Source organism: Methylomonas sp. MgM2 (assembly GCF_054172045.1).
The window spans coordinates 1-12,528 of record NZ_JBSYXO010000026.1; the positions used below are offsets into that span (position 1 = coordinate 1).

A 12,528-nucleotide genomic window follows, 5' to 3' on the forward strand; every position below is an offset into this window, starting at 1 on the left:
GCTAGCAGACCACCCGGCGCTTCAAAAAATGGCGTCGAAACCGAAGGTATGGCGGCAAATTTCAACAGCCTGCTAAGCCGCCTGCGCGGCGGCGAACTCGACCCGATAACTTCCTGCGCTCCCTCTGGCTTTCTAAGCCGCCTGCGCGGCGGCGAACTTTTGAAACTGATACTCTGTAGATTCCGTGGTTTTCTAAGCCGCCTGCGCGGCGGCGAACGTAGCGTCATCAGGATTGGTTTCCTGAGTCAATTTCTAAGCCGCCTGCGCGGCGGCGAACGGTCGTGTTCAATTTGTTAGGATTCCTTTAAATTTCTAAGCCGCCTGCGCGGCGGCGAACATCATCACAAAACACGACGCTAGAATCACAGTTTTCTAAGCCGCCTGCGCGGCGGCGAACGTATCGCCAAAATCAGAACCTATACCCGCTAATTTCTAAGCCGCCTGCGCGGCGGCGAACTTGTCTAAATTCTCCGGGCTGACAAAAATGCTGTTTCTAAGCCGCCTGCGCGGCGGCGAACAGCCAGTATCGGGGTTTAGACGGGATTAGTCATTTCTAAGCCGCCTGCGCGGCGGCGAACGAAGTCTCAATCTTCAGGTGATGACCGTTATATTTCTAAGCCGCCTGCGCGGCGGCGAACCGGCGACAACTACCCCAACAGCGTGGCGGTGCTTTCTAAGCCGCCTGCGCGGCGGCGAACGATAAAAGGGGAAAACAGACAACAAAAGCACTTTTCTAAGCCGCCTGCGCGGCGGCGAACTTACATCGGCTACGTTTAACAATTCGACAATTTTTCTAAGCCGCCTGCGCGGCGGCGAACCCTGGTAGCTCAATAGCACAGGCTCGTTCTCGTTTCTAAGCCGCCTGCGCGGCGGCGAACGCTTGCCGATAAATTGGTGCGGTAGATCACGCTTTCTAAGCCGCCTGCGCGGCGGCGAACAACTTATGGATACGATCAACTATCAGTTAATTTTTCTAAGCCGCCTGCGCGGCGGCGAACGGTCGCAAACTTATGGCCGGCTGGTGGCATTGTTTCTAAGCCGCCTGCGCGGCGGCGAACGTATTTGTAACGTCAAATTAATTTCCCCTGATTTTCTAAGCCGCCTGCGCGGCGGCGAACGTATCGAATCGAGGCTTAGAACCGGGCTTCAATTTCTAAGCCGCCTGCGCGGCGGCGAACATCTCCGCCTTGACTTTATCAATATTCGGCGTTTTCTAAGCCGCCTGCGCGGCGGCGAACACCCGGCTGAGGAGTGTCACTAAATGCCAGCTTTTCTAAGCCGCCTGCGCGGCGGCGAACTTATCCACATTTGTTGTAAGTCGTCGGCAACATTTCTAAGCCGCCTGCGCGGCGGCGAACTCAGACATTCGGCAATAGTAATAACTTCCGACTTTCTAAGCCGCCTGCGCGGCGGCGAACTAGCAACATATGCCAATGCGGACAACCATCATTTTCTAAGCCGCCTGGGCGGCGGCGAACTGGTCATATCGTCTTTAGTATCGTTTGCTACTTTTCTAAGCCGCCTGCGCGGCGGCGAACCGATGAATGTCGATACCACTATCGATGGTAATGTTTCTAAGCCGCCTGCGCGGCGGCGAACTTTGCGATTGATGCGCTTAAAGCGGGTAGGGTTTTCTAAGCCGCCTGCGCGGCGGCGAACATAACCATAAAATTCACCCGACCTGCTAACCGTTTCTAAGCCGCCTGCGCGGCGGCGAACAGGTTATTTATTACGGTTGCAATGTCCTAAATTTTCTAAGCCGCCTGCGCGGCGGCGAACAATATCCGCACGTGCCTAATTTGCGCGTTATCCTTTCTAAGCCGCCTGCGCGGCGGCGAACTTTCCAAAACGGTTTCAGGATGCCGGCCCAGCATTTCTAAGCCGCCTGCGCGGCGGCGAACAATACGGTCGTAACCCAGGATGTAAGAGCTATCTTTCTAAGCCGCCTGCGCGGCGGCGAACTATTTGCTGCTTTATCGAAATTAGTAACGAATTTTCTAAGCCGCCTGCGCGGCGGCGAACAGACATCGCGAAGCGGCTCCAATCTCGCACACTTTCTAAGCCGCCTGCGCGGCGGCGAACGTCCCTATGTTTCTGTTGGGCGCTTTTATTGCTTTCTAAGCCGCCTGCGCGGCGGCGAACCAAGGCCGCATCCGGACGCTCGTCCAGATATTTTTCTAAGCCGCCTGCGCGGCGGCGAACAAACAACACCAAGAAGGATATTGCACCGATTTTTTCTAAGCCGCCTGCGCGGCGGCGAACCTAAGGCGGTTTTAATCGACTGGTCTGTTAACTTTCTAAGCCGCCTGCGCGGCGGCGAACCCGGCTCCTCTGCTACGCGCGTGTTACGACAATTTCTAAGCCGCCTGCGCGGCGGCGAACGCTGATCCAAGAAATTATCTTGATTTTCCTAATTTCTAAGCCGCCTGCGCGGCGGCGAACTCGTGCGCAGGCGGCTGCGGCGAGGTGTGTGATTTCTAAGCCGCCTGCGCGGCGGCGAACTAGCGCGGGCGTATCGTCGGAGCGGTTTTAATTTTCTAAGCCGCCTGCGCGGCGGCGAACCCCCATCCCTCACAATTAGCCGTTGTGTGCAATTTCTAAGCCGCCTGCGCGGCGGCGAACAAAAACGCATCGATATTTTGACAAATAGCATCTTTCTAAGCCGCCTGCGCGGCGGCGAACAGGCCAAGAACAGACTGCAATTCCCTGATTTATTTCTAAGCCGCCTGCGCGGCGGCGAACGGGCCAAGGCACGGGCGAAAATGGCGCGTGATTTTCTAAGCCGCCTGCGCGGCGGCGAACCTGCTTCGAATTCGGCCATTGAATCAAATACTTTTCTAAGCCGCCTGCGCGGCGGCGAACTGTTTATGATTGTTTAATTCCTGCTCCTTTTGTTTCTAAGCCGCCTGCGCGGCGGCGAACCTCGTGCTGATCGTAAAAACATTCCTTACCTTTTTCTAAGCCGCCTGCGCGGCGGCGAACTCTTGACTTCGCCGGGAACGGGAGAAGGCAAATTTCTAAGCCGCCTGCGCGGCGGCGAACTTGCATCGCAACCGCTACGTTGGACATTTTGCTTTCTAAGCCGCCTGCGCGGCGGCGAACTCTCCCTAACCTCCATTTCGACCTGATCAGCTTTTCTAAGCCGCCTGCGCGGCGGCGAACTAATTGATTGCTTCTAATTCGGTAGGGTGAATTTTCTAAGCCGCCTGCGCGGCGGCGAACGTCACCTATACAACTGCATTACCCAACCCCCATTTCTAAGCCGCCTGCGCGGCGGCGAACATTGATATGAGGGCGTTATCGACTTATTTACCTTTCTAAGCCGCCTGCGCGGCGGCGAACGATTGACCATGCGCGCCTATAAGATAACTATATTTCTAAGCCGCCTGCGCGGCGGCGAACCCTCGTCACTTCTTCTGTGTCGCTCCGATGCTTTTCTAAGCCGCCTGCGCGGCGGCGAACTTAACAAGTTAACTCCTCCGTCCGATTTATCCTTTCTAAGCCGCCTGCGCGGCGGCGAACTTTGCGTTCATCATTTTCCGTGTTTTCGTATATTTCTAAGCCGCCTGCGCGGCGGCGAACCGGTTTGATCTCGCATGGCCTGAGCTAAAACTTTTCTAAGCCGCCTGCGCGGCGGCGAACACTCGAAGAGCATTAAAAATACAACCCGTTTCTTTCTAAGCCGCCTGCGCGGCGGCGAACGATGTGACGACGCCAGGCGCGGCTTTAGTGATTTTCTAAGCCGCCTGCGCGGCGGCGAACGTTCGGTCGAGTATTGCGGGCAATGACCGACATTTCTAAGCCGCCTGCGCGGCGGCGAACACCATAGAAGGGAAGATGTCGGAAAGCGTCTTTTTCTAAGCCGCCTGCGCGGCGGCGAACTTGCGCTTACCCTTTTTAAGCATCGATATATATTTCTAAGCCGCCTGCGCGGCGGCGAACTGAACGGCTTTTTGAATTTAACCTGCAATTTCAAAAAGCTAGCGTATTTTATACGGGAAAGGGAATGTTTCGGAAGAGAGTGGTAACCAATTGAAAATAAAAAGCTTTTATGCAAGCTTTGCAACGAAGGTAAAAAGACGATCCAGGATTTCTTCTTGCTGGCAGATTTCGATCAACGCATTGCGGAAGTCGCGTTGACTGAGTTTTTCTGCACCGGCCAGAAATGCCGCCGGCATCACATAGGCATCCTTGACTAAGTCCGCGACATCGAACACCAGAGCCCCTCGCCGAGTTTTACCATGCAGCAAGGGCAGCGAAAAACTGATCCCCAGGCCGTTCAATACCGTCGCGGCATAGCCGTAGGCAATGTAATTGCCATGATCGAGAAAGCCGTTGATGCGGTCGGCGGCCGTTTCGGACGCGCCCTTGCCTTCCTCGCGTTTGAACTCGGCCACTTTCGAAGCTTCCGCCAACTTGGCATACAAGGCCTTGGCCCATTGCGCCTCTGCCAGCAACAAGCGCTGACTGCCGTCGGCGGCGGCAATGTCGTTTTCGAAACGTTTGAGCAGCACGTCGGGTATCGCGACTTTTCGTTTCAACAATTCGGCGTTATCCGACCAGGCTTCCAAGGTCCATGCCATCCGTTGGCGCAACAAGCGCCTGCCCATTTCAATTCGAGTGTTTTCATCGAACCACGCCTTGACCCAAGCCTGCATGTATTCGGTGGGACGATATTCGCTTTGCGGGGCGAGAAACACGGAATCGGCCATCGAAAACAACGGCGAACCGCCGGAGCCGCAAAAGCCGACCAGTACGTTGGCGTCGGCCAAACGGCGAGCGGCGGCATCGGTAATCGAGGTGCCCTTGCCGAGCAATACGAAGGCGGTGTTGCGCTCAGGGATATTGAAAAAGCGTTCGATGGCTTCGCCGGTTTCGGTCAGATACACCACCCGCTCGTCCTTCTGCATCACCCGTACGTGTTCCAGATAAAACACGTTGGCGCGCTTCGACAGCAGGATGCTGCGCGGTTTGATCTGCGGCTTGCTCATATCGGCAAATCCGGCAACGCGAAGGCGCGGCTGGCGACCGATAAGCCGTAACTGTCCGGTTCTATGTCGCGGTTTTGCCAATCGGCCGGCGGCTCCGCGGATTCGATAGCGATATACAGGCCAAATTGTTGGCCGGTGCTTTGGCTGTTGAGGATGAAATACGGCAAGCGCCGTTCGTCGGCTTGCATCATGCGCCGTTGCCGCAAGCCGTCCTCCGGGTGTCGGCCGGACTTGCGCGACGGAATCCGGTAGCGGGCGTAACGTAACCAAGGGCCTTCGTAGCTCTGCGCGACCTTGCGCGGGTAACCGAGTTGAACTTGATTTTGAAACACGTGGTGGCCCGACACGGATTCCTGTAGTAAGTCCAGGTCGTCGCGTTCGCCGGCGAATACCCGCAACTTGGCGAAGGGGGCGTCGGCAAAAACCGGCAGGGCCAACGCGTAACGGTTCGGCTGTTGTTTGAACACGCCGTGCAACACCCGCAGCGCGGCGCCGGCCAGCACCGGCGGCGGCAAGCCGGCACCGCGTCCGCCGTTCTGAAGGTTTAAATCGACATAGTGGCGCGGAATCATTTGCCGGCTTCCGAATATACGCCGCCGCGAATCAGGCTGGCTGTCACAAACATACCGTCCGGGCTGGCGGGGTCGAGTTGATTCAAGCGTTTGACCAAGTCAAAAGCGCTGGTCTTCTTGTCGCGGAAAAATCGTTGCGCTTCCAGACTGGCACCGTTGGGTTCCACTGCAATCGGCCGTTGGTAGCTGTCGAATTCCGGATACCACGTATCGATGGTACGTAAGGCATTGGAGATTTTTTGATCGCGCAGGGCAGCTTGGCCCATTTGGCGGATGCCGTCGGTTTTATCTAACTTTTCTGCCGTACCCAGGCAATATAACGAACGCGCGAATCCTCGCGGCTTGTCTTCCAAGTAATTCTGCGACGGGAATACTTCGACCGCACCTTTAACCCCGAACGAAACACGGGCCACGATGTTCAGCGTCGCCTGATTATCACCGCGCAAGCCTTGCAAAATCAGCTCAGCCACTTGTTGTTCGCCTTCTGAATAGCCATCGAAGCGGTGCAACGGGATGGTCAGCGCGTTAAATTCGGCTACTTTATTTTCGGCATGATAAACCTCGACCGTAATGCTTTCCGCCAGCAAGCGGTTACGCCACAGCCATCGGGCATTGGCGATATTACGGGCGTAGCGGCGGGCGATTTCGGCAGCGCCGTCGCTGGTTTTTGCCCGTTCGATGAAACTGTCGATACTGGCGCGCAACGCGGCGATTTCAGGATCGCTGTCCTTGGGGCCGGGCGCGCAGGCAAACAAGGCCTGCTTGAAATCCAAAAAGCGCAGGGCAAAGGTGACAATCAGGGCGTCGGCGTTGGGCTCCAATTTCGCGGTGTCGGTGGTTTGGATATTGGACACTTCCTGACGTTTGGCCTCGGCTGTCACGTTGGCTTCCCCATCGCCGGTTTTATTGATGTTTTGCGTGCCGCGAATCCCGTGGCGTACCACATAAACCGGATAGGATAGATATTGGCCTTCAATCTCGTTATAAAACAAGGCATCGGAAATCACGATGCCGCGTTGGAACGACAGCACGCCGGGAAGTTTTTTAAATACAGCATCGCTCATGGGTTTATCTCCTGTTGAGTCACTATGAATACATCGTCTTGCGGCCAATGGCCGCGCCATAACGGCAACGGGCGTTCACCCCAATGGCGGGGCGAAACGTATTGCGCCAAGCCGATTAGAGGTTCGGCGTAGGCATGCGGATAACCGTCCCGTACGCCGCCGCGTTGGGCAAAATCGGTGATTGCGGCATAGCCCAGGGTGGTTGGCGTTAGCCACGAGGCTGGCAATTGACCGGGTTCGGTTTCATCGGCTTTTTGTTTAGCCAGGCCGCATGCGGCGATCAAGCCATCCAGCGGATCGCGGTTTTCCAGCAAATCACGCCGTTCGACCAACCAGAAACCGCCGCGCAGCCTGCGCTTGACGGCATCGACATCGTTCAAGGCTTCCGCCGGTTCGTGACGGATGATTTGGCCTCCGGCCAGCCTGGCGCCGTGGAGAAAGTCGTGAACTTTCGTCAATGAAGGCAAGCCGTCATCGACGGAAAACGCCAGCAACAGCGACCAAGTCAAATGGCAAGAGGCCGTGGGCTGCAATGACAAGGCATGCTTATTGGTGGATGCGTAATCGGCGCCGTCGATGAACACAGCACCGCGCCGTTGCTGGGGATGAAATTTGCGGTAAAAACGTTCACCCAATAATTGGCCGTGATGATGAAAAATACCGACCGCACGAGGAAAGCGCCGGCAATGCCGGCCCAGGTTGTGGGCAAACAGGTTGGCCGCCATCACCGGCGCGGCGTTGATCAACCACCATGCCGATTGGGCATTGGCATTCTGAATTTCCAACCGTGGCAACAGTACATACTCGTCGCTCATCGAACCGCCTCCTCTATCCAGCGGGCTATCGTTTGCAACGAACCGCCGTCCAACGGTAAAAACAAATCGTCGCCGGTTTTGTACCGGCCGATGGCGGTGGCGATACGTGCGGCAAAATGTCCGGACCAAGTTTTATCGCGTTGAATCGGGTCTATCAGGCCGCGAATCACGGTATCGGTTAATGCGTCGGATAAATATTGCTCGCCCAATATGTCGCGCTGCTTTTCCAGCAAACGCAAGGCTTTACGCCCTTGAGTCAACACGCCCTGAGCCACATCGATTACCAATTGGCGCTCCCGGTTGCGATGACGCATGTCGGTGGGAATCTGGCCGCCGTGTTGGGCGGCGGTCTGTTCTCGCCAAGTTTTCCAAGCCAGCATCGCCCGATACGGCAGACGAACAGCAATGCCGCGATGATGTACTGCCCATGCGGCCCGAATCGCGCGATCTTCGGTAGGAGCGGAAAATGTCCAGGCGGTTTGGGTTTCCCTAACCAGAGAGCCGACGTTTTGCGGGTTAGATCCGCCAATGCCGAGCGTCGCGGCGCGCAGTGCGTTAAGACCGTTTTCTTTGGCGGTACTGTTATGCGCCTGAGCGCGGTGATTAATTGCTTGGCTCATGCCGGCACTGGGCAGCGGCGTGATCGCCACGTAGTGATCGCCCTTGGGAAGCAATAGCTGTCTCAGCCGAGGCGAAACCTGACGCATGCCTGCTTCGGAAATGAAAGCTTGCGAGGTTATGCTCTCCAAACCGGTTTTCAAATCCGACAAATTTTCGCCATCCGCTTCGATGGCGCTAAGATCTTCACTCAACACGCGTTTAATTTGCTTAATGACGTCGATTTTTTTTCTGCCATCCGCAGCTTTTGCAGCGGCAGGGTTTTGGATGTAATCCAATCCCGGCACCAAACCGTGTTCCATCAAACAGCGCGCCGAAACATACGGCATAGGTAAGCCGCCTTGAAGTCCAAGCCGGACGCCGAACGCTTCGGCATTGGAGTTGACGATTTTGGCCGAGAAATGCACTAGTTCACTGGCTTCGGCGCCATAAACTGCCAGAGGAATTTTCTGCCAAGGCGGTTGATCTTTTTCACTTTTAGGGGGCTTCGCCATTTAATTTCCTTAAAAAGTACGATTTTCGTTTATTTAGGCTAAATGCGCTTTTGCTTTTTGTCAACAAAGAATTTATCCTTGCAATATACATAAATCGAACATTGAGCCTTGCCATGGACCATTACCGCCCGCCCAACGAAGTCGATTACTTCATTCTGCGCCGCGCCGTGCGCTACGGCTCGGTAACCCGCCGCGACGTAATCGATGCCTTCGGCAAAATCGGCACCACCAAGGCCAGCTTGGCAATGGACGGTGCCGCGACGCACTGGCCGGACACCTTGGAACGTACCGGCAAAGCGGTAAAGCTGCGCCAAAACGCACCCATTCCTGCTCAAGCCTCGGAAGAACAACTGATGAATTGCCTGGATCAAGGCTTGTTTTCGCTGCGAGATACCGGATTGCGCCGCGACGAACTGCCGGTCAACATCGTGCAATGGACCCGGAATGCACCGCAAACGCCCGGCGTATTGCTGACGATCAGCCGCGCGTTGGCACATCACGGCGATTTGCGAATTTTTTATGTTGGCTTACGCCGCGATGAAGCGCCGCGTTGGCGCTGGTTGTTGCCGGCCGGCTTGGAACGCATGGGCGATCAATGGCGTTTGATCGCACAAGATTTGGAAGATACCGGCTACCCGCTAAAAGTCTTCGTCCTACCCCGTATTACAGCCGCCGAATTGGCCGGGCGGAAATTGCCGAAGGACTTGATCCGATTAGCCGCCGACGATTATTTAACCGATGTAGCGGTTCGCCTGAACGAAGCCTTGAGCGAGGCCCAGCAAGCGGTATTGCGGCACGAATTGAACGTCGTGGACGGCAAAGTCAGACTACCCAAACGCGGCATATTCGAGTTTTTACGCCGTTTTTCCGATCAGCCCGCCAACGCCAATGCGATTTGGCCACACTTGTTCAAGGAGGATTGATGCACGTTTTGTTTGTCTCGGCTTGCGAAAAACGGGCGATAAAGAAAACCCTCGCGGTGCTGGATAGTTTCGCGCTCCGCACCGGCGAAAAGGCCTGGGCCACACCCATAACCGCCGAAGGCCTGCACGAAGTACGTTTGGCACTGAAGCGGGTCGCCACCCGGCAAACCGCGGTAGCCTGTTACCGCAACGAGGGGCGGCAACGCATGAAACTACTGTGGATCGTCGGTTCGCGTAACGCATTCGGTCCGGACGGACATTTTCCGGCCGGCTATCGACTGGCGAAAAACACGACACCTATATTGGAATGGTTACGGGTGGCTTCGCTGTTGGCGCAAGCCGCCGGTTGGGGTCACGACATTGGCAAGGCTTCCACGCTATTTCAAGCCAAGTTGCGCGCGGCGGCACCGATCAAAGACGCCGTGCGCCACGAGTGGGTATCGATGCGGCTGTTGCAATTGATGCGCGAAGGCAAAAATTGGGACGAAGCCTGGCAGACTTTACGCGGGACGAAGTCATTGCAACGCAATCAACTGGAATCCGGTCTTCAGTCTGCCGCTGACACGCTGGATTATTTGTTGGTAACCCATCACCGCTTGCTTGGCCCAATCAAGACCATGACCGAACCGGACCAGAGCAATCATTTTTCCGGCGAAACAGTGAATCTGGCACCTCAAGGCGCATTATCCGAAAAACCTTTTGAAGCGATACCCGCACTGTTGGCACGTATAGAGCAAAAAACCGCCGATAAGCCGGCGGCTTATTGGCGAGGAATCAGCGTTTACGCCCGTGCCGCGCTGATCATGGCCGACCATGTCATTTCCGCTAGACCTTACGGAAAGCCTCCCGAAGACGGCATGTTCGCCAACACCAAAGCAGGTAAGCTCGACCAACCGTTGAACTGGCATTTAAATGAAGTGGCGCATGCCGCCGGCGATTTCGCCTATCGCATCGGTAATTTGCGTTTACCAAGCTTAAGCGAACAAAGCGTGGAGGCGATTTGCCAACCGGTGACCAAGGAGGCGTACCAATGGCAAGACCGTGCCGCCGATGCCTTGGCGGCTTTTCGGCGAGACTCCGATTTGCCGGTATTGGCGTTGAATATGGCCGGCACCGGCACTGGCAAAACTCGCATGAACGCCCGCGCGGCTTGCGTTCTAAGCCAAGGTAGAGTCCGTTTTGCCGTGGCATTGAATCTACGCACCCTGACGCTGCAAACCGGCGACGCCTACCGCGAACAATTGGCCATTGGACCGGACGAATTGGCTTGTATCATCGGCGATCGGATTACCGCCAAACTTCATCAACAAAGCCGGCTGGCGACGCCGGACGATGCCGACGAAAACGAGGTCGAAACCGAGTTCGACGTAACGCCCGGCGAGTTCGACGTTCCGGCTTGGCTGGAAGAATTCGCTGCCGGCAAACCGAATTTCAACACCATACTCGGCGCACCAATCTTGATTTCCACTATCGATTTTTTGATCGCCGCCGGCATGCCGCACAAACAAGGCCACCATGTCGCGGCGCTGCTGCGTTTGCTCGATAGCGATCTGGTGCTGGACGAAGTCGACGGCTACGACCCGAAGCCTTTGGTTGCGGTGTTGCGCTTGGTACAGATGGCGGCGCTGTTTGGGCGCAACGTGATTTGTTCAACCGCTACCTTGGCGGAACCGGTGGCCAACGCACTATACCAAGCCTATTGCAGCGGCGCGCGGATGCGCGCAGCGTTGGAAGGTACTGAACCGGCGTTCGCCTGCGCTTTGTTCGACGATACTCGGCTAATGCCGGACATTGTCCGCTTCGATGCGAGTTTGGCTTTTGCCGATCTCTACCGGAAACGTATCCAGCGCCAACGGCAAAAAACACCAACAATGGCAGAGCGTGTACCGTTTCTACAAACGGTAGCCGAACGTTCATCCGACTGTTGGCAAGAGGCCGTAGCAACCGCAGCGGAACGCTTACACGCGGCGCATGGCTGGACGCATAAAGCCAGTGGCAAGCGGGTGTCTTTCGGCTTAGTCAGAATGGCAAATATTGTTCCTGCTATCGCCGCCGCTCGTTTTTTGGCGAAGCGACTACCGAACGCCAGGGTTGCTTGCTATCACTCCCAGGATTTTCTGATCCAGCGATTTTTGAAAGAAAAAACATTAGACAGGCTGCTGCGTCGTCACGATGGAAATACCGCTATCGAAAACGACTCTGAAATCAATGCCCTGCTAGCCGCTTCGCCTTACGACGAAACAATATTCATCGTTGTTGCCACGCCGGTCGAGGAAATCGGCCGCGACCATGATTTCGATTGGGCGGTGATCGAACCGTCCAGTACGCGCTCTATCGTACAAACAGCCGGCCGGGTCAATCGCCATCGACACGAAAAGATCACGGAACCGAATATCGCCATCATGCAGTACAACTACCGATGGGCACGTAACGAGAAGGTCGTGTTCTGTAAACCGGGTTACGAAAGCACGAACACACCTTACGACACCAAGGATCTTTCTGTTCTGTTGGATTGGCAAAATTTAAAGGTAGCCGATGCCGGGCTAATGTTCGACGGGCATCGGTTTGCTCAATTGGATAAGAACGCTATTGATCTAATGCTCAGCAAACCGCTTGATAGACAATTCGATTTGAATCAAGCAAGCCCTTGGTGGATCGGCCAAGCACTGTACGATGCTTATCCGCTCAGGGATAAAGAGCGTCGAGATGAGTTTTATTTGGATGAGGACGGAAAATTTCGTTTGATCGACTTTTCCGTCGGCTCTGTCGACAGACATGATTCAGTTCGGCAAGTGCCGTCGATAATGAATACTTGGCTAACATGTGATGTCGATAGCCTGTTCGAACACTGCCATAGCCATGACATTGCAACGAAAATGGGAATGAAGGTGGCTGTTCCAGCACTAACAGGAACTGACACTTTAATTTTCAATCGTTCGTTCGGATTCTTCGTTAACAACGGAGATGCAACCGACTATTCATGAGTAGTAGGCACAAACGGGATTTTTTTAAAACATCCCCTCCTACGCCTTCGGAGTTGAGCGCGTCCCT

The 12,528-nt window shown here is 55.4% G+C and carries 7 protein-coding genes and 1 CRISPR repeat array; of the genes, 2 read left to right on the forward strand and 5 right to left on the reverse strand.

Translation table 11 applies throughout. The annotated features are described in order from the left end of the window. Window positions 1–69: 69 nt before the first annotated feature. Window positions 70–3,942: a CRISPR direct-repeat array (repeat unit 28 nt; unit sequence TTTCTAAGCCGCCTGCGCGGCGGCGAAC). A 107-nt stretch (window positions 3,943–4,049) separates the two neighbouring features. From cas1f to ACW73I_RS16925, 5 genes are read right to left on the reverse strand one after another with little or no spacing between them, the layout of a single operon-like run. Further along, window positions 4,050–4,991 (reverse strand): type I-F CRISPR-associated endonuclease Cas1f, encoded by a 942-nt coding sequence (cas1f, locus tag ACW73I_RS16905; RefSeq protein WP_458030603.1) that lies wholly within the window; start codon window positions 4,989–4,991, stop codon window positions 4,050–4,052. Next, the gene (locus tag ACW73I_RS16910; protein ID WP_458030604.1) at window positions 4,988–5,563 is read right to left on the reverse strand and encodes a type I-F CRISPR-associated endoribonuclease Cas6/Csy4; all 576 of its coding nucleotides are present in this window, start codon (window positions 5,561–5,563) and stop codon (window positions 4,988–4,990) included. The genes cas1f and ACW73I_RS16910 overlap by 4 nt, the downstream gene beginning before the upstream one ends. Beyond that, the gene (gene csy3, locus ACW73I_RS16915; RefSeq protein ID WP_458030605.1) at window positions 5,560–6,627 is read right to left on the reverse strand and encodes a type I-F CRISPR-associated protein Csy3; all 1,068 of its coding nucleotides are present in this window, start codon (window positions 6,625–6,627) and stop codon (window positions 5,560–5,562) included. The genes ACW73I_RS16910 and csy3 overlap by 4 nt, the downstream gene beginning before the upstream one ends. Further along, window positions 6,624–7,442: a type I-F CRISPR-associated protein Csy2 gene (locus tag ACW73I_RS16920; RefSeq protein ID WP_458030606.1), complete on the reverse strand. Its 819-nt coding sequence runs from the start codon at window positions 7,440–7,442 to the stop codon at window positions 6,624–6,626. The genes csy3 and ACW73I_RS16920 overlap by 4 nt, the downstream gene beginning before the upstream one ends. Continuing rightward, a complete protein-coding gene (locus ACW73I_RS16925; RefSeq protein ID WP_458030607.1) occupies window positions 7,439–8,554 on the reverse strand; it encodes a hypothetical protein in 1,116 nt (371 codons plus the stop codon). The genes ACW73I_RS16920 and ACW73I_RS16925 overlap by 4 nt, the downstream gene beginning before the upstream one ends. Before the next feature lie 113 nt (window positions 8,555–8,667). Here ACW73I_RS16925 and ACW73I_RS16930 point away from each other — a divergent pair, with 113 nt between their 5' ends. Further along, the gene (locus ACW73I_RS16930) at window positions 8,668–9,477 is read left to right on the forward strand and encodes a WYL domain-containing protein (RefSeq protein WP_458030608.1); all 810 of its coding nucleotides are present in this window, start codon (window positions 8,668–8,670) and stop codon (window positions 9,475–9,477) included. Next, window positions 9,477–12,461 carry a type I-F CRISPR-associated helicase Cas3f gene (cas3f, locus tag ACW73I_RS16935; protein WP_458030609.1) on the forward strand — a complete coding sequence of 995 codons (2,985 nt, stop codon included), beginning with the start codon at window positions 9,477–9,479 and terminating at the stop codon, window positions 12,459–12,461. The genes ACW73I_RS16930 and cas3f overlap by 1 nt, the downstream gene beginning before the upstream one ends. Window positions 12,462–12,528: the final 67 nt, after the last annotated feature.

What these genes read in the sequence shown, in the direction of transcription:
- cas1f (WP_458030603.1), bottom strand. Translation starts at nt 4,991, where the DNA reads ATGAGCAAGCCGCAGATCAAACCGCGCAGCATCCTGCTGTCGAAGCGC.
- ACW73I_RS16910 (WP_458030604.1), bottom strand. Translation starts at nt 5,563, where the DNA reads ATGATTCCGCGCCACTATGTCGATTTAAACCTTCAGAACGGCGGACGC.
- csy3 (WP_458030605.1), bottom strand. Translation starts at nt 6,627, where the DNA reads ATGAGCGATGCTGTATTTAAAAAACTTCCCGGCGTGCTGTCGTTCCAA.
- ACW73I_RS16920 (WP_458030606.1), bottom strand. Translation starts at nt 7,442, where the DNA reads ATGAGCGACGAGTATGTACTGTTGCCACGGTTGGAAATTCAGAATGCC.
- ACW73I_RS16925 (WP_458030607.1), bottom strand. Translation starts at nt 8,554, where the DNA reads ATGGCGAAGCCCCCTAAAAGTGAAAAAGATCAACCGCCTTGGCAGAAA.
- ACW73I_RS16930 (WP_458030608.1), top strand. Translation starts at nt 8,668, where the DNA reads ATGGACCATTACCGCCCGCCCAACGAAGTCGATTACTTCATTCTGCGC.
- cas3f (WP_458030609.1), top strand. Translation starts at nt 9,477, where the DNA reads ATGCACGTTTTGTTTGTCTCGGCTTGCGAAAAACGGGCGATAAAGAAA.